Origin of the sequence: Bacillus licheniformis DSM 13 = ATCC 14580 (assembly GCF_000011645.1) — a bacterium.
Classification (GTDB): domain Bacteria; phylum Bacillota; class Bacilli; order Bacillales; family Bacillaceae; genus Bacillus; species Bacillus licheniformis.
The window spans coordinates 2,367,890-2,388,020 of sequence record NC_006270.3; the positions used below are offsets into that span (position 1 = coordinate 2,367,890).

Consider the following 20,131-nt stretch of genomic DNA (forward strand, 5'->3'; position numbering starts at 1 on the left):
GTATGGAAATGTTTAGGGCGAATTATTCCGAATGCTAAAAAGGAAAAGGCATGTTATCGCCTTTTCCCTTTGATCTATCGTTTTTACAAGTCGTTGTATATCGGTTCTGCGCTTTTCATTTTCTGAACCTTCTCTTCCGTGCCGTCATTGGCATTGATGAACATGCGGAATGTATCGTTTTCAATCGTGCCGAGAATTTCGTAGCAGAGCACTTCTTGCGAAAGCTCGTTCGTGACTAAAGCAAGGCGCGTCTCCTGAACTTTTACGTTGGGATTCAGGCTTGCTTTCGCTTTTTCAGGCGTTAGTTTGGGCTTCGGCAAGTCTCTTTTTTTATGGGAGATTAAGAAATCCTTTGCATTAAACCCGGTAATCTCGCCGTCGTCAAGCGCGACCTTGATGCGGATGCTGTCCGGATAGAGCCAGACATCGTCCTGGACCGGAACAAATGAAAACACCCCGACGCCGTCGTATTGCGAGCTTTCATCCATCTTCAGGTCTTCCGTTTTATAGCCGTTTTTTTTCAAAAATTGAAGGGCTTTGTTTGACGCATCGTTTAAGCTGATTTTTTCATCTTTAATTTTTTTGTTTTGAATCAGATAAACCGGATATCCGCCTTTTTCGGTAATGTCCATATAAATATCCGCTTTTTGATCAGGGTCCTGCATACTGATGCTGTATACATCCCTGTTCGTTTTCTTGCCGCTTTTCGATACTTTGATATTGTAATTTTTGTCCTGGGCGAATTTTTGGGCAATCTTGCGCGCTTCTTTTTCGGTTATTCTTTTGCCTTGTAAATGGTCGTACCCTTGCTGCTCTTTTTTCGTGTTCGTCATCTCTGTCGCGCCTAAATCCGTATCCGAAAATGCACTTGCGCTTTTTTCAACGGTTTTAAAGCCATTAATAATCTTATTGTCGCTTTGTTTTTGGCCGGACGCGAGCGCAAGTTCTACATCCATCCATCTCAAATTTTTGTCAATAATCAAATGCTGGACATTACGCAGTTCATTTTGTATATCCTTTGAATTTTCATATAGCTGATTTAAAGAAGCGTACTCTTTTTTATTGAGCGGCTCTTTGTCAAGATCGCGCACGGCTGCTTTGTAGCTGAAATCTCCGACCTTTGCCAAAAACTCTTCGGTCTTGTTAAACGGCATTAAGGTCAGCGGCAGCTGGCTGACATTGTTATGCGCTTCAGAAGTCGTTTTCCAGACTTCCGCCAAAGCGGGAGACAGCGTTTTTTTGCTGTTCATCGCAAGCGTGCTCCCGATTTTATCATGCAGCTGATCCACCTGATAAGTTAAGTCGTGAAATGCCCTTTGATAGTTGTTTTCGGCATGAAGCAAAACGGCGTCTTTCTCCTGATGTTCTTTATAGCCCCAATAGCTTGTTCCGACGATGGCGACACCTAAAAGGGCGATTAAAATTCCTCTGATCATTTATAGCACCTCGCTTTTATTCACAGAAAATGTGTTTACCGATCCTTTTAATTTGAGGTCTGCCCCAAATCCATGAGCTAGTGGCCGTGTCAGGGTTAAAATAGTAAGTGGCATTTTCTGATGGATCCCAGCCGTTGATGGCGTCAAGAACGGCTTTTTTCGCCGTTTCATCCGGCGTCATATAAATCTGTCCGTCCGCGACAGCTGTAAATGCAAGCGGTTCAAAGATAACGCCCGCCACCGTATTCGGGAACGTAGGGCTATCGAGCCTGTTTAATATAACAGCTGCAACGGCAACCTGGCCGTCATACGGTTCTCCGCGCGCTTCACCGTAAACCGCTTGGGCCAACAGATTAATGTCGTTGTTCGAGAATCCGCCCGGCATATTGGCTGCAACGGCATCCTGTTTTTTAGGCGCGGCTTGTTTAGGTGCAGCCTTTGGCTGTGCTTGTTTTTTCGGCTGTGCAGGAGCGGCCTGCTGCTTTTGCTGCGGCTGTTTTTGGGCGGTACCCTGCTGTTGTGCGCCCTGCCGCTGTCTTGCTTCCGCCTTTTTTCTCGCCTGCTGCTGCACTTCTTTTGAAGGCTTCGTCTGATACTTCAGCGGCAGCCCGCCGTAATGTGTAAATTGGTTTCCTTTTCGAAGCTGTCTGTGCACGTAGTCGCTGTAATATTTAGTATGATTGATTAATAATCGTTTTGTTTTCGGCCCGACCAGGCCGTCTGTATCCCTTAAGCCGAACTGATTTTGGAAATTGCGGACGGCCCAGTATGTCGCCCACCCGTATACTCCGTCAATTCTGCCATTGTAATAGCCATTGTATTGAAGTCTTGCCTGCAGTTCAATCACATCATCCCCTGTCGCCCCCCGCTGTATTACCTGTTCAGAAAAGGCAGCGCTTTTTTGACTGAATGGAAGTGAAAGACTGGTTGCCATAATGGTACATAAAATGACATTCAAACAAAAAGAACCTTTCGACTTCATGTTTTAAGCCTCCTCCAGCATTTTTGTAACCATATCTTTTGTAGCGAGGCAGATTTTATACACGCTTTCCTTTCTGTTTCATCTTTAGGCAAATATGCCTGACAAGAAAAATAAAAAAACCGCCCTTTTACAAGGCGGCTATTGCTGAAGAGGCTGCCCGCCGGTTTTGACGGAACGGGCTTTTTTTGCTTTGCGCAAGCCGAACCACCAAAGAAACGCCATAAAGGGCAGCATAAAATAGATCCAGTTTTTTAAGGCGAGCAGAATATAATCGTATAGACCGTGAAGCAAAGCCGGAATAAAAAGCGAGCATAGCAGCCATTTCATCTTTGTTTTGCTATCCGAAAAACGGGCTTTGCCGATGTAAAAGCCCATGATCACTCCGAATAAAGCATGGCTGGAAACCGGAAGCAAAGCGCGCATAAAGGCGTACTCCACCCCGTTTCCGATGAGGTACAATATATTTTCAAGCGTCGCAAACCCCAATGAAAGGCTTGTCCCGTATACGATTCCGTCATAGTGTTCATCAAAGTCGATATGCTGAAAGGTGCTGACCATCAGCAAAAACCATTTTAAAAATTCTTCCAAAAAGCCGGAAGTTAAAAACGAAACGACAAAACTGCCCTCAGAAATGTGTTCTTTTTCCAATACATACTGGATGAACATCGTCGGAAAAACGAGCAAAACCCCCAGTATAAAGAGGCGGATGACCATATGAATGGGCTCGGATTCATATTTTTCCTTTAAGTAAAAATACATTAACAGTGCGATTCCGGGAGCTAGGCCTGCTGAGATAATTCCGAACATGAGGAAACCTCTTTCCTTTTCATCTCATTCTATCCTACCATGATTCGGATTGTTTTGAAATTGAAAAAGAACAGGCCGCCTAATAGCAGAATTTGTCTTTTATGCCTTCTTTATAGCTTGCAAGAAGGACGGCGAGTTTCATTCTCGCTTTTTTGCTGTCATAATCCTTGCCTAAAATGACCCCTTTTTTCGCGAGGTCATAGCTGCTGCCTGCATAGTCATAGGTCGTATAAACTTCGCCTTCCTCTGCGCTCGTCGTGATGACGATATAAACGCCCTGATTTAAAGCTTGTTCGATATCAGCCATCATATTCGGCGGCACCTGCCCCCTTCCGACTCCCTCAAGGACGATCCCTTCGACACCCTCGCGGACGGCGGCTCTGATAAACTTGCCGTCTCCATCAAGATAGCATTTGACGATGTCCACTGCAGGAAGCGGCCTTTGCAGCTGGTGAACATCCCGCTTTAACGGCTTTTGATAAACGTATACTTTGTCGTTATCAATGATCCCTAAGTAGCCGAAACCGAATACGTCAAAACCCTGCAGATTCGAAGCGTGCACTTTTTTAACGTAGCGCGCGTTAAAGATCCTTTCGTTAAAAACAACAACCGTGCCGGCTCCTTTTATATCCGGACTGCAAGCTGTATATACGGCATGCCTGATATTTGTATATGCATCTGTGCCTTGCTGTTCCGGTGCTCGCTGTGAACCTGTGACAACGACCGGCCTCTCATCCTCTATTGTTAAATCCAAAAAATAGGCGGTTTCTTCAAGCGTGTCCGTACCATGCGTTACAACCGCGCCGTCATAGCCGCCGTCCTGAAACACGCGTTCGATGGTTTGCTTGAGCTCTAATAAATGCTGAAATGTTATATGCATACTTGGAAGCTGAAACGCCGGGTAGACATCGATCTGTACATCTTCCGGCAGGCTGCACATTTCGGCTAATTCAGGGCCGCTGATCGCCCCTGCCGCAAGCCGGCCGCTTTCGGTTTTCCGGCTGGCGATCGTTCCTCCCGTTGTAATGAGAGCTACTTTTTTATTCATGTCAAGATGCCCCTTTTCGCGTTGATCTGTGTGCCGATAAAAAAGAGAGCACATCTATATATAGAATATGCTCTCTTTTGCCTGATACAAATCATAAAACATCCGGTTTTTATATCCGTTTAGCAATTTCAGCTGCGATTAAGCCGCCGTGAAAACGGCCGTTTTCAATAAAGATTTCATTTGCGTTGTTCCCGGCCGCAATAACGCCGGCGATAAAGATGCCTTCTTCGTTCGTCTCCATCGTTTCTTCATTAAAGAAAGGACGGCCCGACTCTGCGTCGATTTTGACTCCCATTTTTTGAAGAAAGCTATGATCTGGATGATAGCCGGTCATGGCAAATACAAAATCATTTTTGATCCTGGTTTCTTTTCCGTCGACAGAAAAAATCAGCTCGTCTTCCGTAATTTCTTTGACGACCGCCCGGAATTCCATTCTGATTTTTCCGTGCTTGACAAGCGAAAGGAATTCCGGAAGGATCCACGGTTTGATGCTGGAGGAATATTCGTTCCCTCTGTACAATACGGTCACTCTTGCGCCCGCCTTAACGAGCTCCATTGCCGCGTCGACGCTTGAGTTTTTGCCCCCGATAACTGCAACATCTTTATCAAAGTACGGATGAGCCTCTTTAAAATAATGAAATACTTTTGGAAGGTCTTCTCCCGGTACATTCATATAGTTCGGATTGTCATAATATCCCGTTGCGACAATGCAAAAAGAAGACAAATACGTGTCCTTTGATGTTTCCACGATAAATTGGTTATTCTCTGTTTTTGTTACGGATTGAACTTTCTCAAACGCGTTGATCCGTAGATTTTTTCGTTTGGCGACTTCCCTGTAATAAGAAAGCGCCTGATTTCTGACCGGCTTGTGATTTTCAGTAATAAAAGCCACATCGCCAATCTCCAGTTTTTCGCTTGAGCTGAAAAAGGTTTGGTGAGTAGGATATTGATAAATGCTGTTGACGATGTTTCCTTTCTCAATGACGAGTGCATCTATTCCGATCTCTTGCATGTGAATAGCTGCTGAAAGCCCGCAGGGGCCGCCGCCGATAATGATCACTTTTTCTTCTTTCATGTTCCGTTCATCTCCTGTCATATCCGGCAAATCAAAAAATCTCCTATTTTATGATAGGAGATTTTTTGGGTTGTTGCAAATGTTTGAGCCTATATCCAGCCTCTGAAGCGGGATGCTTCCGCCATCTTGCGGACGCCCACCATATAGGCTGCAAGCCTCATGTCAATTCTGCGGTTGTGCGCCATTTCATAAATGTTGTTGAACGATTTGACCATCATTTTTTCCAAACGTTCTTCAACTTCTTCTTCAGTCCAGTAGAATCCCTGGTTGTTTTGCACCCACTCAAAATAGGATACCGTTACACCGCCGGCGCTTGCCAGCACGTCCGGTACAAGAAGAATGTCGCGGTCGGAAAGAATTTTCGTCGCTTCGAGCGTCGTCGGGCCGTTGGCAGCTTCGACAACGATTTTCGCCTTGATGTTATGGGCGTTTTCCGCGGTAATTTGATTTTCTATGGCAGCCGGCACAAGAATGTCGCACTCCAGCTCCAGCAGTTCTTTGTTTGTAATGGTGTCATTAAACAGCTTTGTGACCGTTCCGAAGCTGTCTCGGCGGTCAAGCAGGTAATCGATGTCAAGCCCTTCAGGATCGTACAGGCCGCCGTATGCATCAGAAATGCCGACAACCTTTGCACCTGCGTCATACATGAATTTCGCAAGGTAGCTTCCCGCATTTCCGAACCCCTGCACGACGACAGAAGCTCCCTCAATGTCGATGTTTTTCTTTTTCGCCGCCTCTTTAATGCAGATTGTAACCCCTTTTGCTGTCGCAGATTCTCTGCCGTGAGAACCACCTAAAACGAGCGGTTTGCCGGTAATGAAGCCCGGCGAGTTGAATTCGTCGATTCTTGAATATTCGTCCATCATCCATGCCATGATTTGAGAATTGGTAAATACATCGGGAGCCGGTACGTCTTTTGTCGGTCCGACAATTTGGCTGATCGCCCGAACGTACCCTCTGCTTAAACGTTCCAGTTCAGGAAAGGACATATCCCGCGGATCACAGATGATCCCGCCCTTTCCGCCTCCATATGGAAGGTCGATGATGCCGCATTTCAGACTCATCCAAATAGAAAGCGCTTTAACTTCTTTTTCTGTAACTCCCGGATGAAAACGGATGCCGCCTTTTGTCGGCCCTACTGCATCATTGTGCTGGGCTCGGTAGCCCGTGAAAATCTTAACAGATCCATCGTCCATGCGAACCGGAATTTTCACCGTTAAAAAACGAATCGGTTCTTTTAGTAATTCATACACCTCTTCAGGATATCCCAATTTTTCAAGCGCCTTATGTATCACCGTTTGCGTTGATTTCAAAACGTCATGTGTGTTTTCTTCAGTATGACCGGTGTTTTGATCGGCTACCATTATAAGTTAACCTCCTAAAGTCTTTCTGGCATGTTGTCCTTTCAGAGAATAGTATACACCCTTGCACTAATCATGCAAAGAACAATCAACCATTTTTCGTGAAAATATTCAAGAAAAATCATTTTTGTTATATTCTTATTTTCGGCAGAAAAAAACTGCTGTTTAACACAGCAGAATATCTTTTTTGAATGCGGGCTATTTAAAGTATGTCTGAATGGTCTGAACGGCATTGTTCTCCATGATTTTCTTTCCGTATTCCTGAAGCCTGTAAATCGTTAAAGTCGTCGGATTCCCATATTCGGCTAAAATCGAAATCACGCCGTCAACCTCAAGGGAGTCAAAATCGTCGAGACTTAAGAAATACCTGCCCTCATAGTGGTAGACTGTCCCGCCTTGAATACCGATGCGGTCCAGATTTTTGGAAAGTTCAATCAGATGCTCAAACGTTTGAAATTCATATATAATGTCAACACTTTCGCCAAGTTTGACTTGCATTTCAATATAGTCCTCATCATACTCATTATCGTCTTCATCTGTTTCCTGATTTTTTGTGACAATGATGACCATTCCTTGTGCTTGAAGAGAATACACTTCAACAGCGATTGGGCCATTCGCTTCGAACCCGAGCTCTGTATTCGCTTCGTTCATCATGTCCTTAAACAGCTGCTGAACTTTAAATGAGTCTTTCCAAAGGTCTTCTTTCGTCAGCCCCCGGTCTGTCAGATCGTCAAGTGTCAGAAAGATTTTGATCTTATTATAATTTAGACGCTCAAGCCGCATAACGTTCCCTCCTGCCTCTTCTTGCACACATCATATATCTTATTATATGGAGATGATGAGTCATAGGTTCTTAATTTTGATACCAGTTTACACTGTGTTTGAGAGGAAGACAAGCACAATGCCGCCTTTTCGTTTTTTTTCAGTGAAAAAGCATCAGTTTCCTTCCATACGGGGGCCCGGAACCAGATTGATCAGATGGGTTTCCGGCCTCGCTCCGAGCCGCAGAGGAAGCTTCGACGTTCCATAGCCGTTGCTGATCAAGTACGGAGCCTTGAAAACAGTGCCGGTTCCTCCGATTTCACAGAGCCCGAATCTGCCGAAGCGAATCTGTCCTCCGTGGGTATGACCGCTCAATATCAGGTCAATACCGTCCGCCTCCTGTATTTGATGATGAATCTCCGGATTATGTGACACAAGGACAGTCGGAAAACCCGGCTGCACGCCGCCGAGAGCTGCCGGGTAATCATCCAATTCGAGTCTGATGTCATCCACTCCGCAAATATTGACAGTTTGTCCTTGATGGTCATGCAATACCGAAGCATTGCGCAAAGGCGTTACACCGTATGTCTTGAATATTTCCAGCAGCCTTTCCTGATCAACTTCATAATCGTTATTTCCCCATACAAAATACGTTTTTCCCAAACTTGAAAGCCTTTTGATATTTTCTTCAATTCTCGTATAAGGGACGCCGCCCTCTGCTAAGTCGCCGCCGATGATGACGAGCTGAACCCCGCGTTCTTTCACTTCACAAATAATGTCTTCGCTGACTGTCCGCCTATGAATATCTGAAATAAAAAAGACATTCAATTCCTTTTTCAGGCGCCCGAGTGAAAATTCAGCCTTCAACACCCGGTTTTCGCGCGCGATGGCTGACATTTTCCACACTAAAGCAGCAAGGCCGATGAAAGCGGCCGAAGCCAGACTGAGCCAATAGATCATGTGCATTCTCCAATCTGTTTTGTTTATGATAAGACGGCTTGATGCAAAAAGACGTTTCTTTTAACAAGAAAACGTCTTTTATTTGCTTTCGAAATAAAGATTAATGTCATACTGCTGTTTCATGATCTTAAAAACCGTTTCCCTTGATTTCCACTCTTCAGGCTGGGGCCATAGATCCGTGCTTTTCTGAATAATCTCGCATCTCAGCTTATGATATTCCCCTTCTGCTTTTTCTTCCTTCTTTTTAAAATAGTAAGCGGTGCTGTATGCAAAAGCGGCCGACAAGATCCACAGCAGATAGACGGAGTCATTCAGCAAGCCGGAAAGGAAGCCGTTTTGCCCAATCCCCTTTGACGCTGCAAACACACAAAACGAAACCGCGCATATCGCCGCCACCGCCTGCCACCTGAATGTCTGTCTGGCATAGTTTTCGTACTTTTTCTTCCTTTTAATTAAGGCGCGGAGCATTTGTTTCGTCGGTTCGTCCGTAAAACGGTCCAGCTCTTCAAGCTCGCTTCCCACAGTCCTCACACCTTGTCCTATTTGTTAGTACAATGTATATGTATTCGCGGGCAAAATCATGCCACTGTTAATAAATCGGGATATCCAGGACCTGGCCGGCGTAGACATTGTTGCCTGATAATTGATTGTAGTTGCGGATTTTTTCCTCTCCTGACCGGTTCTTATAATATTTCATCGAAATCCGGAAAAGCGTCTCTTTTTCGCCAACCGTGTGCTTCAGCACCTTTTTGGGCTGCGGTGCTTGCTGAACTGGCGGCGTTTGAGGCGCGTTTGCCGTTTTCTTCTCTTGTTCCGCAGGCTGCTTCGATGCGGCGGGCTTCTTTGCAGCGACAGGCTGCTCATCTGCTTTTTTTGCCTCTTTAGGCCGCTCTTTTTGCTTTTGCTCGTCTTTTTTGGACGGTTCATCCTCTTTATTTTCCGGCTGTTTGCTCTCTTTCAGCTTTTCTTCTTGAAGGGCGGCGGCTGTATGCTGCGAAGCCGCCTTTTGATCCGCTTCTTGTTCACCGTTTTGATTTTCATTCGTCATTCCCGTTTCACCTTTGTTTTCATAAAACACATTATCATATTGATCAGGGTCGGTATCGCCTCCTTGATTCAGCATGTACATGAACACCACGAAGACGATGATCGGAATGAAAACAAACATGACTGCAAGAGACGTGAATAGTGGATTTCTGTCTTTATTCTTTTTTTTGCTGGACTTCTTTTTTTTATGATAAGTCCGTCTGGAAGGAATCTCCTCATCAAGTGTCTCCAGTTCAACAGCCGCGGCCGCCTCCCGGTTCATTTCAGCGCTGGCCTTCTCCTGTTCCCTCTTCTTCCTCTCTATTCTTGACATCTCCGTCATGTGAACTCCTCCTTACGTGTTGAAAACGAATCTGGCACGCAAATACAACATCGATCAAAAAATGTGCCGTGACAGGAACAAATAAATTCCCTGTCCGTTCAAAGCTCAATCCGAGCAAAAAGCTGATGGACACCACCATTACAAACAGCAGCCATTTTTTTAAATAACGAAAATGCAATATCGCGAAAATAATGCTCGCCGCCCAGAGACCGAAATGCGTCTGGATAACGCCCCTGAACAATATTTCCTCTGCAAATGCAATGAAAAGGGTAAGAATCACGATATGCGGATACGAGCGTTCACGAAAGAGCTTTTCATTTATCCCTTCATCGTCATACATATGCTTGGGAGCCCATTTCATCACCATCAGGTCGGCGATGATCACGAGAGCCGCGAGCGGCGCCCCGTACTTCAGGATGCTCAAGTCCGATGGATTCCAAAGCGATAGAAAAGCGTCTGCATCATCAAATAAAAAGATGCCCATCAATAATGCGGTAAAAAGCATCAGCGTCTGGGAAAAATAGAGCTGTTTCAGCATTTCCCCGTCTGACAGGCGACGTATGATTTCCGACTGTTTTTTCAGCATACACGATCACAGCTGGCGGCAAATATGGTATCCAATTCTTCTTCCCACGCTGTCAATTTGTTCATAGACGGACGGTCTCCTTTGACTTCGTATGCTTCAAGACTTAAACCGCAGGATGTGCAGCACGCTGTTTCATCCGTTTTCGGCGGCTTTTTTTGTTCATTAAAATAAGCGAGCAAGCTTTCCCTGAAACACCCTTCTGTTTCGGTGACGGCGGCGAATCCCGCCGCTTTTTTCAATTTGAGCTGCCTGCGGCTGTCCATCTCCCTCTGAATGACCGCCCGGCCATCGCCGCCCAGATGATGCACCTTCTCATAAAGATGGAGAAAATGGCGGGCTTGCGTTTCCGATAAACCGGCCAGCTGCAGAGCTTCCCGCCGGCAGCGTTCATCTTTCACTCCTGCAAGCTTTTCGTATAAAAAGCCGATATCGCTTTGGGAGAGGGCTTCCATTTGAATCAGCTGCTCCTGGATTTCCTCGTCTCCCGGAGCCTTCAGCAAAATGCTGACGCTCCGCTTTCCATCCCTGCCGGCACGTCCGATTTCCTGCAGATACGCCTCAATCGTCTGCGGGAGGCTAAAGTGGATCACATATCTGATATCCGGCTTGTCCACTCCCATACCGAAGGCGTTTGTACAGCAGACCACATCAAGCTGATTGCGGATAAACTGCTGCTGGATCAGCATCCTGTCGCTTGCCTCCATCCCGCCATGATAAAATCCCGTTCTCAAGTTTGCTTCTTTACGGAGCTTGTCAGCCAGTTCTTCAGCCCATTTTCTCGTCGGGCAATAAACAAGGCCAGGACCTTGCAGCTTTTGAACCAGCCCTGTCAGCCGCTCCGTCTTCTCAGCAGTATCCCTCAGCTTTTCAATATGAAGCGCAATGTTCGGACGGTCGACCGAATGAATCAAATAATTGGCGGCTTTAAGCCCCAGGATTTCCGAAATGTCCTTTAATGTCGCTTCGGTTGCCGTTGCTGTAAGCGCCAGAGTGACGGGATGACCGAGGAGCGCCTTGATGTCTCCAAGCTTCGAATAATCAGGCCTGAAATCATGCCCCCATTGTGAGATGCAGTGGGCTTCATCAACGACAAAAAGGCTGACATTGAGCAATTGAAGCTTTTTCAGCATTTGGCCGGACTGAAGCGCTTCTGGTGAAATGTACAGATATTTGAGGCGGTGAAGCCGGTTTAATACGTCATTTTTTTCTTGGTGTGTCAAAGCGCTGTTCAAGGCGGCAGCTCTCTTCTCTCCGCGCATCTTCAATTGCTGCACCTGGTCTTCCATTAAAGACAAAAGCGGCGAGACGATCAGGACGGTGCCGTCTAACAAAAGCCCTGGGAGCTGATAGCACAGCGATTTCCCGCCTCCTGTCGGAAGCATCGCCACCGTGTCCCGTCCCTCCAGCACGCTTTTGATGATCGTTTCCTGGCCTTTTTTAAAAGCATGATAACCAAAATACCTGCGGAGCGCCTGATGAAGTTTATCCATTCCTGATCACCGTTTTCGACAGGGCCAGGCGGATTTTAAAATAACTGTATCGGCCGCCGAGTCCCTCTTTAATTTGTCTGATTTTATTGGTTTGGTTCGCTATCGCATAATCGGCAATAATTTTCTGTTCCTCTTTCGACACGTACTGATCGATGGAAAAAGACGGATCATGAATGGCGATTTCCACAATGTGATCCTCGATCGTCGCCAATTTCAGCTTTCTAATTTTTGCGATCCGGTCTATTGTATACCCTTCTTTTATAAGAAAGAGCGTTTTTCTCGTCGATTGTGTCAGACCATCATTCAAAGGAATGTCATGAATGAGCGTTTGAAAAAGCGGACTTTCACCATTTTGGGCGGATTGAATAAAATGGTGCAGAACATCCCAAAACAGTGCATATATGTACCACTCATCAAGGTTCATTTTTTCGGAAAGCTGTCTGAATGTATAGCCCGCTTTTGTTCTGGATGTCAGGGAGTGAACAAAAATAGCGGCCTGTTCATCATGATTTAAAACAGACAGCTTCTCTTTCAGCTCTTGGTGAAACTGGGCCGCTGTTTCAGCAGCATTCCGGTTTCTTAAATACTGTTTAACCCAGTTCTGAATCTGATAATCTTTTACGATCGGCAAATACACGCGTTCGCGGTAAAGCTTGTTGGAGAGCACTTGGATCAAAAGCGACATCCTTGCCCACATCACTTTGGCTGCCGCCTGATAATAGCCGCCGTGAAAATGGCGGGGCCACGGATAAAGGGCAAAAAAGCCGGCAAGTTCCGCTTCTCCTTTTTCGGTGACGGTGTAAGCGCCGCTTTCCGCTTTTTCTCTGACCAAAGACTCCTGCTTCAATCGTTGAACGCTGGCTGCCACCTGCTCTCTCGACAGAGCCGAACAAAAGCCGAAGTATTTTGAAACGGCAAATAAACCGGCGTCCTGTATCGTCTGTGACGACCTTTTTCCTTTTAATAAATGATAGACCGCGCTTGGAGAACGCTCACCCTTCATGGATGACAGAATGTCAAGCACAATCGCGTCAAAAAAATGAACCGGCATATCATCACCTGCAATCTTCCGGCAACATTCGATCATTTCTTCCTTTTATTTTAACAGATTTTGCGGAGAAATCGACGTTTAAACTCATATAAAAGGGGTATGTTAGCAGTAGAACCCTTGTGTGATAAGCATTCTCAATATTTTTGAGTTGAAATGTAAGATTAACACCATTACAATAAGGAATGGGAATAGGTTTCATATCGGATAGATAGAGGGTTAAACCATTTGTTCCAACGAAGAACAATCTGGGAGGTTTTTTATTCATGCCAAAATATACAATTGTAGACAAAGATACGTGCATCGCATGCGGAGCTTGTGGTGCTGCGGCTCCTGATATTTATGATTACGACGATGAGGGAATCGCATTTGTCACCCTTGACGACAATCAGGGTGTCGTCGAAGTCCCTGACGTCTTAGAAGAAGACATGATGGACGCGTTTGAAGGCTGTCCTACAGATTCGATCAAAGTTGCGGATGAGCCGTTCGAAGGCGACCCGCTTAAACACGAATAAAGCCAAAAAACATCCGGTGCACAAAGTGCCGGATGTTTTTTTATGAGATAAGCACGGCTTTACCAACAAGCAAAAAGAAGCCGGCTAAAGACATCCGGCTTCTTCTGCAGCTGACAATATCCGGGAACATGCACCCGATATTGTCATGTTTATTTATTTGGCCATGCGGACGTTTTCCTTCAGCCGCGGTTTCAGCGAAAGGAAAATCGGCGTGGACACGAGGGCCACAGCGATGCCTTTAATGAAATTAAAAGGCAGGATTCCGGCCAGAACTGTTGTCTTGAGCGCCTCTCCAGTCAGCGCTGGAGCATTTAAAAACCAAGTGTAGGCAGGCAGAAACAGCAGATAATTTAAAATGCTCATCGAAACGGCCATCACAAGCGTCCCTGCGAAAAGAGCTGTGACAAACCCTTTGGCAGAACTTGATTTTTTCAGCAGTACAGCTGCCGGCAGGATAAACAATGTTCCGGCAATGAAGTTAGCCGCCTGATCAATCGGAACGCCCGAGGCGCTTCCTGCAATAAAGTAATTCAGCACGTTTTTGATCGCTTCAACGGCAATCCCGGCTCCCGGACCGTACAAAATAACAGCGAGCAATGCCGGGATATCACTGAAATCGATTTTTAAATACGGGAATGCCCCCAGGATCGGAAAGCTCAGCATCATTAAAATAAATGCGATGCTGCTCAGCATGCTGATAGAGACGAGACGTCTCACCTTGTTGTGTTTCATTTTGTCACTCTCTCCTTTTCGATCACATCTCACGAAAAGAGGAATGGTTCTTTCCCCTGTCCTAAACAAAAAACCCGCTTTATTGAAAAAGCGGGGCTGTTTTACAGACAGGTCAAATAAACGTTTGAAAATGTTCATTTCAAAACGCGCGGAACCTCCATCTTCTCCCATCCAGACTATACTGTCGGCTTCGGAATCGCACCGAATCCTGCCCATAAAAAGGCTCGCGGGCTTAGAGCGCTTGCTCATCACCGCCGGTAGGGAATTTCACCCTGCCCCGAAGATTGATCTTATTTATTTTTAATACTGATATTATTATAAATTAATTGTGAAAAAATGTACAGGTGCAAAGCTTATTGCGCTGTTTTGGGACATCCTGCACGATATTTCGGTAAACTCACTTTTTCCGCATACTAAAAACCGCACATTCACAGTTATTTCATTTTTAATTTTCGTCTTTCCGCGTGAAACTCATTGACACTCTTTATGGAATATGGTAAATTATCAGATATTTATGACGCTTATTTAGGAGGAAATCTTACATGTTTCGAGTATTGGTCTCAGATAAAATGTCCAGCGACGGCCTCAAACCATTAATGGAAGCAGATTTTATTGAAATTGTAGAAAAGAATGTTGCGGAAGCGGAAGACGAGCTTCATACGTTTGACGCGCTCTTGGTGCGGAGCGCCACGAAGGTAACCGAAGAGCTGTTTAAAAAGATGACTTCGCTGAAAATCGTCGCCAGAGCAGGTGTCGGCGTCGACAATATCGATATTGACGAGGCGACAAAACACGGTGTTATCGTCGTAAACGCGCCAAACGGGAATACAATTTCAACCGCTGAACATACCTTTGCAATGTTTTCAGCGTTAATGAGACATATTCCGCAGGCAAACATCTCCGTGAAATCAAGGGAGTGGAATCGTTCGGCTTACGTCGGTTCAGAGCTTTACGGAAAAACGCTCGGCATCATCGGAATGGGCCGCATCGGAAGCGAAATCGCGAGCCGCGCAAAAGCATTCGGTATGACCGTTCATGTATTTGACCCGTTCCTGACCCAAGAAAGGGCAAGCAAGCTCGGCGTTAACGCGAACAGCTTTGAAGAAGTTCTGGCATGCGCCGACATCATTACGGTTCATACCCCGCTCACGAAAGAAACGAAGGGACTTTTGAACAAAGAAACCATCGCAAAAACGAAAAAAGGCGTTCGTCTCGTTAACTGTGCAAGAGGCGGCATCATCGATGAAGCAGCGCTTTTGGAAGCTCTGGAAAGCGGACATGTCGCTGGCGCTGCCTTGGATGTATTCGAAGTCGAGCCTCCGGTCGATTCAAAACTGATCGATCATCCGCTTGTAGTCGCGACTCCTCACTTGGGCGCCTCAACAAAAGAAGCCCAGCTGAATGTCGCTGCACAAGTGTCCGAAGAAGTCCTTCAGTATGCGCAAGGAAACCCTGTGATGTCCGCGATCAACCTTCCGGCCATGACAAAGGATTCATTCGAAAAAATCCAGCCTTATCATCAGTTTGCCAATACGATCGGAAACCTTGTGTCTCAGTGCATGAATGAGCCTGTTCAAGATGTAGCCATCCAATATGAAGGCTCCATCGCCAAACTTGAAACGTCATTTATTACGAAAAGCCTTTTGGCCGGATTTCTGAAGCCGAGGGTCGCGGCTACCGTTAACGAAGTGAATGCCGGCACCGTTGCGAAAGAGCGCGGCATCAGCTTCAGCGAAAAAATTTCTTCCAATGAGTCAGGCTATGAAAACTGCATCTCTGTGACTGTCACGGGAGATGTAACAACATTCTCTTTAAGAGCGACGTACATTCCGCACTTCGGCGGACGCATCGTTGCCTTAAACGGCTTTGATATTGATTTTTATCCGGCTGGACACCTTGTCTACATTCACCACCAGGATAAACCAGGGGCTATCGGCCATGTCGGACGAATTTTAGGAGACCATGACATCAATATCGCCACTATGCAGGTAGGCCGAAAAGAAAAAGGCGGAGAAGCGATCATGATGCTTTCCTTTGACCGCCACCTTGAGGACGATATTTTAGCTGAGCTGAAAAACATCCCGGATATCGTGTCTGTTAAAGCCATCGACCTTCCTTAAACAGAAGCTGCGGAACCTGAAAAGAATTCCTTTCAGGTTCCGTTTTTTTTTAGGAATTCTCCCTGATCTCAAGCATCTGGCGGGGATAAATCCGCTCTCCTTTCAAATCGTTCCATTCTTTGAGGCGCTGTACAGTTACGCCCATTTTTTCGGCGATATGATGAAGCGTATCCCCTTTCCGCACTACATATGTACCGGTCTTCGATTCATCGTCATGAAGGCGGAGTGTTTGGCCGGCCTTGAGATTTGAATGTTTCAACCCGTTTATTCTCATGATCTCCTCGATGGATATACCGCTATCCTTGCTGATTCTCCAGAGCGTGTCCCCTTTTTGAACGGTCACCGCACCGCTCATTGTCCCGGCGTTTTGATGAACGTGGATAGAATTTTGCCGGAACGCCTCCTCACGAAGCACCGTCAGCGGATTGATTGCATATCTTTTATCTTCAGTCCATGAACCGTGATGCATTTCAAAATGCAGGTGGGTTCCGGTCGATATTCCCGTAATGCCGATGATTCCGATTTGCTCGCCTTTTTTCACCCGCTCCTTTTCCTTTTTCAGGCGTTTGCTTAAGTGGGCATAAACGGTTTCATATCCGTTGTCATGTTTAATAAATATCACTTGGCCGTAGGAGTCGGATTGATACGATTTGCTTATCGTTCCGTCTGCGGCTGCCGCTACTGCTTCCCCTTCGGGAGCAGCGATGTCAAGCCCCTTATGCTTTCCGCCTCTCGTACCGAATTGATCTGTGATCTCTCCTTTAATCGGTTCAATCCACTCTGAGGCTTCCGACCCCGGGGCATTGACGAAAAGCGCCAATCCCGAAAGCCATGCGATCGCGAACAGGAAGTTTTGATGTCTGAGTTTCTTCAAGGTTTTCCATATCCTCCTATTACATGCATCTTCGGTAAAATTGCCCCCTATTCGGAGACAGCTTAGTATACTTCCAAATCAATACAATTTATACATTAAAAAAAGACTCCGCACAGGGAGTCTTTTAGTTTTCTATCGTCATCGGATTCGGTGCGTACGGAACCTGTACAGATTTCGACAGGTCATAGGCGCCGACCTTGGTTATGGATGCGTTTTTAAATTTCACTTTTGTGAAGCCGAAATCTTTCGCGGTCAATAGAAGGCCTTCCACCATCAAGACATCTTCGGGTTTATTTTCAATATTCGCGGAGGAAGAAAATTGAATGATCAGTTCTTTTCCATTCTTTTGAATATCTTCAATCGGCGTATCATCGGATAAAATGGGTTTTAAATGAGTGCCGCTTTCTTCGTTTTTCATCATCTTAATCGCTTCCTGCACCGATTCGTAAGATTCGCTTGAAGGTGCAAGGAACCGGCGCCCGTCTGAGCTTTCATATAAATAGTAGCATTTTTGCGTCTGGTGCATAATCGCCATATCGGCGAGCATTCCGAATGTTTCAAATTCAACACCCGATTTATCATTGGAAATAAACAGAACAGAATCATACGATCCCCATTTAAAGGTTTCGTTGATCACATTTTTCAGCCGTTCGAAATCTTCGACTGATAGCTCCGGTATTTTCTCATCAACTTGAATCTTCAGTTTTTTATTGTTTTTCTGCTCTTTGAACTTCACCTTATCAAGGTAAGCTGTGTCAAATGATGTAAACTGGTCCACTCCAAGCCGGCTGTAAGCGTGAAGCGCATCTTCAAGATTTGTCATGCCAGTGCTTTTCTCGAGGCTTACCGGGACAACGACAGACTTGGACTCGTCAAGGAAAGCGAAGGTGATATAGTCGTCTTTTTGATTCTGTGAGACGACAAACGTATTTGCAGGTTCAGACTTGGCAGCATCAGCCTCCGTCTGCACCAATTTTCCGTCAGAAGAAATGTTGGCGTCGGCGCTGTTTTGAGATCTGATCTGTTCGATTAACTGGGGAGTGATCAGCATCAGAAGAAAGAGAACCAAAACTGTAGCAGCAAATGCGCCGACCCGTTTTTTCGGTGATTTACGCTTTGGTGCGAGAATCAGCTTTTGATAGATCTGATTTGCCGAACGATTATCCTTAACCGTTGGAAGTTGGCTTAGTAACGCCTTCAGCCGTTCTTCGTTCCATTCTGACTTCTTCATTCTTTGGATCCTCCTTCAAAAGCTCCATCTGTTTACGAAGCACTTTCAGACCGCGGTGCTGAGTGGTTTTTACCTTGCTTTCGGAAAAATTCAAGGCTTTTGCTGTTTCACTGATCGAATATCCTTGAATAAAACGCAAGACGATAACTGATCTTTGGTCAAGCGTACACTTGTCTAGGGCCTCGAAAATTTCCTTTAGGTTTTCATTTTGCATCACGATGTCCTCAGGCAGAGGCTTGCGGTCTTTTACATCTTGTTTCTCCCAGTCAAACGTCCCCAAAATCCGCTGGCGGATCGTCTGCTGCTTTCTGAACCAGTCGATCGCAACGTGCCGCGCAATCGAAAGAAGCCAGGTTTTTTCGCTGCTCCTGCCTTCAAATGTTTCGTAAGAATGCAGGACGCGGATGTATACTTCCTGAACTAAGTCTTCCGCCTGATTTTTGTCTTTTACCATATAAAATAAAAACTGAAATAAATCCTGATGATACTGATCATATATTTTCTGAAAGGTTTCTTCCACCTGAAACCCCTCCGTTCAATTTATTGTCGTTTGTCAATCTTAAAAGGTTACATTACAACTATTACAACTATATTACGAACATATGAAAATGGAAAGGGGGTTTTGCGAAAGTTAAGCTTAATTTTAACTTAACAAGCACAAAAGCACCCGTTCTAAATGAACAGGTGCCAAGGTTATAGGAGCCCACATTTTCACTAAGCTGTGCCCTTACAAGGCTTTCGTTCTCCTGACCGGAGCGTTGCGGATCCGCTGAAATGAACTGATTTCAATCCGTTTATGACTTTAAGTCCAATTGTTGGCGAAGCTTTTTGGAAATCTCCATTCTCTTTTCGTCAGTCACTAGGTGATACCATAAGCTGTCAACTTTTTTGTCTTCACCTTCAATTTCTACCTGCTTAATATCTTTAGCAGCTTCTTTATAAGAACTTTGAATATCGATCATCTTGTCCAGTGTTAAGTTTGTTTTGATGTTTTTTTCTAATGCTGCCAAAATCTCCTGATAGTTTGTTAATGATTTTAATTGTGCACCTTCATGAATAATTTCGTTGATAATCTCACGCTGACGCTCTTGACGCCCAAAATCACCGCGGGGATCGTCTTTTCTCATCCGGGCATATGTCAATGCTGTTTTGCCGTCAAGATGCTGCTTCCCTTTTGACAGATGCACGCCTTCAAGGGTGAAATCAATCCGATTATCCACCGTTACGCCGCCAATCGCATCTACTATATCTTTAAACCCATCCATATTGATTTTGATATAATAATTGATTGGAATGTTCAAAAATTGTTCTACAGTTTCAACGGTTCCTTCAATTCCGCCATACGTATAAGCCGAATTCATTTTCGAAAATTTATTTTTTGATTTGATAAACACCCTTGTATCACGCGGAATACTGGTCATTGTCGTTTTCTTTGTCTTCGGGTTAACAGTCATTACAATCATAGAATCCGGGCGTCCTTTATCACCGGGGCGCTCATCTATCCCCAATAAAAGAATGGATATAGGATCGTGCGGAGCAGTATCCTTCTGCTCGGCATCCCGATGAAGAGGTTCGTACATTCCATTTATTGATTTGGCGACTGTACGGTAAATCCCGTATGACACCACACTGCCGATCGTTATCACTAGCGCGAGGACAAACAATATCACATTTTTCATCTTTAGTTTTCCTTTTCTCATTTTTACCATAGTATCCCTTCCTTGTTGATGCATCT

20 protein-coding genes and 1 riboswitch are annotated in these 20,131 nt (G+C 45.3%); of the genes, 2 read left to right on the forward strand and 18 right to left on the reverse strand.

Features of this window, described 5'->3' with window-relative positions:
• Window positions 1-83: 83 nt before the first annotated feature.
• The 13 genes from ypeB to TRNA_RS33615 form a co-directional block, all read right to left on the reverse strand.
• On the reverse strand, window positions 84-1,436 hold the full coding sequence (gene ypeB, locus TRNA_RS33555) for a germination protein YpeB (RefSeq protein ID WP_009327993.1): 1,353 nt from the start codon (window positions 1,434-1,436) through the stop codon (window positions 84-86).
• Between the two features lie 16 nt (window positions 1,437-1,452).
• A complete protein-coding gene (sleB, locus tag TRNA_RS33560) occupies window positions 1,453-2,418 on the reverse strand; it encodes a spore cortex-lytic enzyme (RefSeq protein WP_011198075.1) in 966 nt (321 codons plus the stop codon).
• A gap of 138 nt (window positions 2,419-2,556) precedes the next feature.
• The gene (gene prsW / locus TRNA_RS33565) at window positions 2,557-3,225 is read right to left on the reverse strand and encodes a glutamic-type intramembrane protease PrsW (RefSeq protein WP_003183040.1); all 669 of its coding nucleotides are present in this window, start codon (window positions 3,223-3,225) and stop codon (window positions 2,557-2,559) included.
• A gap of 79 nt (window positions 3,226-3,304) precedes the next feature.
• Window positions 3,305-4,273, reverse strand: coding sequence for an asparaginase (locus tag TRNA_RS33570; RefSeq protein WP_003183042.1), 969 nt, complete (start codon window positions 4,271-4,273; stop codon window positions 3,305-3,307).
• A 109-nt stretch (window positions 4,274-4,382) separates the two neighbouring features.
• On the reverse strand, window positions 4,383-5,348 hold the full coding sequence (locus tag TRNA_RS33575; RefSeq protein ID WP_011198076.1) for a YpdA family putative bacillithiol disulfide reductase: 966 nt from the start codon (window positions 5,346-5,348) through the stop codon (window positions 4,383-4,385).
• A gap of 89 nt (window positions 5,349-5,437) precedes the next feature.
• Entirely contained in the window at window positions 5,438-6,712 is a 1,275-nt protein-coding gene (locus TRNA_RS33580; protein WP_003183047.1) for a Glu/Leu/Phe/Val family dehydrogenase, read from the reverse strand.
• A 195-nt stretch (window positions 6,713-6,907) separates the two neighbouring features.
• Window positions 6,908-7,492, reverse strand: coding sequence for a genetic competence negative regulator (locus tag TRNA_RS33585; RefSeq protein ID WP_003183050.1), 585 nt, complete (start codon window positions 7,490-7,492; stop codon window positions 6,908-6,910).
• A 153-nt stretch (window positions 7,493-7,645) separates the two neighbouring features.
• Window positions 7,646-8,431, reverse strand: a complete 786-nt coding sequence (locus TRNA_RS33590) for a metallophosphoesterase (protein ID WP_009327990.1) — start codon at window positions 8,429-8,431, stop codon at window positions 7,646-7,648.
• Window positions 8,432-8,509: 78 nt separating this feature from the next.
• The gene (locus TRNA_RS33595; RefSeq protein WP_229098737.1) at window positions 8,510-8,899 is read right to left on the reverse strand and encodes a YpbF family protein; all 390 of its coding nucleotides are present in this window, start codon (window positions 8,897-8,899) and stop codon (window positions 8,510-8,512) included.
• 121 nt (window positions 8,900-9,020) lie between these two features.
• A complete protein-coding gene (locus TRNA_RS33600; protein ID WP_003183055.1) occupies window positions 9,021-9,740 on the reverse strand; it encodes a LysM peptidoglycan-binding domain-containing protein in 720 nt (239 codons plus the stop codon).
• 1 nt (window position 9,741) lies between these two features.
• Window positions 9,742-10,386 carry a CPBP family intramembrane glutamic endopeptidase gene (locus TRNA_RS33605; RefSeq protein WP_003183057.1) on the reverse strand — a complete coding sequence of 215 codons (645 nt, stop codon included), beginning with the start codon at window positions 10,384-10,386 and terminating at the stop codon, window positions 9,742-9,744.
• A complete protein-coding gene (locus tag TRNA_RS33610) occupies window positions 10,380-11,876 on the reverse strand; it encodes a RecQ family ATP-dependent DNA helicase (protein ID WP_003183060.1) in 1,497 nt (498 codons plus the stop codon). Before TRNA_RS33610 ends, TRNA_RS33605 begins: the two co-directional genes overlap by 7 nt.
• On the reverse strand, window positions 11,869-12,927 hold the full coding sequence (locus TRNA_RS33615; RefSeq protein WP_003183062.1) for a helix-turn-helix domain-containing protein: 1,059 nt from the start codon (window positions 12,925-12,927) through the stop codon (window positions 11,869-11,871). Before TRNA_RS33615 ends, TRNA_RS33610 begins: the two co-directional genes overlap by 8 nt.
• A gap of 263 nt (window positions 12,928-13,190) precedes the next feature.
• Here TRNA_RS33615 and TRNA_RS33620 point away from each other — a divergent pair, with 263 nt between their 5' ends.
• Window positions 13,191-13,439, forward strand: a complete 249-nt coding sequence (locus TRNA_RS33620) for a ferredoxin (RefSeq protein ID WP_003183064.1) — start codon at window positions 13,191-13,193, stop codon at window positions 13,437-13,439.
• A gap of 153 nt (window positions 13,440-13,592) precedes the next feature.
• Here the strand turns inward: TRNA_RS33620 and TRNA_RS33625 are convergent, their stop codons facing one another.
• Window positions 13,593-14,171, reverse strand: a complete 579-nt coding sequence (locus TRNA_RS33625; protein WP_003183066.1) for an ECF transporter S component — start codon at window positions 14,169-14,171, stop codon at window positions 13,593-13,595.
• A 155-nt stretch (window positions 14,172-14,326) separates the two neighbouring features.
• A riboswitch (FMN riboswitch) is annotated at window positions 14,327-14,460 on the reverse strand.
• A gap of 253 nt (window positions 14,461-14,713) precedes the next feature.
• On the opposite strand from TRNA_RS33625, the gene serA reads away from it, so the two are divergent.
• On the forward strand, window positions 14,714-16,291 hold the full coding sequence (serA, locus tag TRNA_RS33630) for a phosphoglycerate dehydrogenase (RefSeq protein WP_009327988.1): 1,578 nt from the start codon (window positions 14,714-14,716) through the stop codon (window positions 16,289-16,291).
• Window positions 16,292-16,340: 49 nt separating this feature from the next.
• Here the strand turns inward: serA and TRNA_RS33635 are convergent, their stop codons facing one another.
• The 4 genes from TRNA_RS33635 to TRNA_RS33650 all read right to left on the reverse strand — a co-directional run bounded on the left by TRNA_RS33635 (window position 16,341) and on the right by TRNA_RS33650 (window position 20,105).
• Window positions 16,341-17,165, reverse strand: a complete 825-nt coding sequence (locus TRNA_RS33635; protein WP_011198079.1) for a M23 family metallopeptidase — start codon at window positions 17,163-17,165, stop codon at window positions 16,341-16,343.
• Window positions 17,166-17,289: 124 nt separating this feature from the next.
• On the reverse strand, window positions 17,290-18,396 hold the full coding sequence (locus TRNA_RS33640) for a GerMN domain-containing protein (RefSeq protein ID WP_009327984.1): 1,107 nt from the start codon (window positions 18,394-18,396) through the stop codon (window positions 17,290-17,292).
• Window positions 18,332-18,916, reverse strand: a complete 585-nt coding sequence (sigX, locus tag TRNA_RS33645) for an RNA polymerase sigma factor SigX (RefSeq protein ID WP_003183073.1) — start codon at window positions 18,914-18,916, stop codon at window positions 18,332-18,334. Before sigX ends, TRNA_RS33640 begins: the two co-directional genes overlap by 65 nt.
• Window positions 18,917-19,190: 274 nt before the next feature.
• On the reverse strand, window positions 19,191-20,105 hold the full coding sequence (locus TRNA_RS33650) for an LCP family protein (protein WP_009327981.1): 915 nt from the start codon (window positions 20,103-20,105) through the stop codon (window positions 19,191-19,193).
• Between the last annotated feature and the right edge of the window lie 26 nt (window positions 20,106-20,131).

Excerpts from the sequence above, each read along its gene's own strand:
- TRNA_RS33615 (WP_003183062.1), bottom strand. The coding sequence starts at position 12,927 with ATGCCGGTTCATTTTTTTGACGCGATTGTGCTTGACATTCTGTCATCC.
- prsW (WP_003183040.1), bottom strand. The coding sequence starts at position 3,225 with ATGTTCGGAATTATCTCAGCAGGCCTAGCTCCCGGAATCGCACTGTTA.
- TRNA_RS33595 (WP_229098737.1), bottom strand. The coding sequence starts at position 8,899 with ATGCTCCGCGCCTTAATTAAAAGGAAGAAAAAGTACGAAAACTATGCC.
- TRNA_RS33625 (WP_003183066.1), bottom strand. The coding sequence starts at position 14,171 with ATGAAACACAACAAGGTGAGACGTCTCGTCTCTATCAGCATGCTGAGC.
- serA (WP_009327988.1), top strand. The coding sequence starts at position 14,714 with ATGTTTCGAGTATTGGTCTCAGATAAAATGTCCAGCGACGGCCTCAAA.
- sleB (WP_011198075.1), bottom strand. The coding sequence starts at position 2,418 with ATGAAGTCGAAAGGTTCTTTTTGTTTGAATGTCATTTTATGTACCATT.
- TRNA_RS33640 (WP_009327984.1), bottom strand. The coding sequence starts at position 18,396 with ATGAAGAAGTCAGAATGGAACGAAGAACGGCTGAAGGCGTTACTAAGC.
- TRNA_RS33570 (WP_003183042.1), bottom strand. The coding sequence starts at position 4,273 with ATGAATAAAAAAGTAGCTCTCATTACAACGGGAGGAACGATCGCCAGC.
- TRNA_RS33610 (WP_003183060.1), bottom strand. The coding sequence starts at position 11,876 with ATGGATAAACTTCATCAGGCGCTCCGCAGGTATTTTGGTTATCATGCT.
- TRNA_RS33620 (WP_003183064.1), top strand. The coding sequence starts at position 13,191 with ATGCCAAAATATACAATTGTAGACAAAGATACGTGCATCGCATGCGGA.
- ypeB (WP_009327993.1), bottom strand. The coding sequence starts at position 1,436 with ATGATCAGAGGAATTTTAATCGCCCTTTTAGGTGTCGCCATCGTCGGA.
- TRNA_RS33605 (WP_003183057.1), bottom strand. The coding sequence starts at position 10,386 with ATGCTGAAAAAACAGTCGGAAATCATACGTCGCCTGTCAGACGGGGAA.
- TRNA_RS33650 (WP_009327981.1), bottom strand. The coding sequence starts at position 20,105 with ATGGTAAAAATGAGAAAAGGAAAACTAAAGATGAAAAATGTGATATTG.
- TRNA_RS33580 (WP_003183047.1), bottom strand. The coding sequence starts at position 6,712 with ATGGTAGCCGATCAAAACACCGGTCATACTGAAGAAAACACACATGAC.
- TRNA_RS33585 (WP_003183050.1), bottom strand. The coding sequence starts at position 7,492 with ATGCGGCTTGAGCGTCTAAATTATAATAAGATCAAAATCTTTCTGACA.
- TRNA_RS33590 (WP_009327990.1), bottom strand. The coding sequence starts at position 8,431 with ATGATCTATTGGCTCAGTCTGGCTTCGGCCGCTTTCATCGGCCTTGCT.
- TRNA_RS33575 (WP_011198076.1), bottom strand. The coding sequence starts at position 5,348 with ATGAAAGAAGAAAAAGTGATCATTATCGGCGGCGGCCCCTGCGGGCTT.
- TRNA_RS33600 (WP_003183055.1), bottom strand. The coding sequence starts at position 9,740 with ATGAACCGGGAGGCGGCCGCGGCTGTTGAACTGGAGACACTTGATGAG.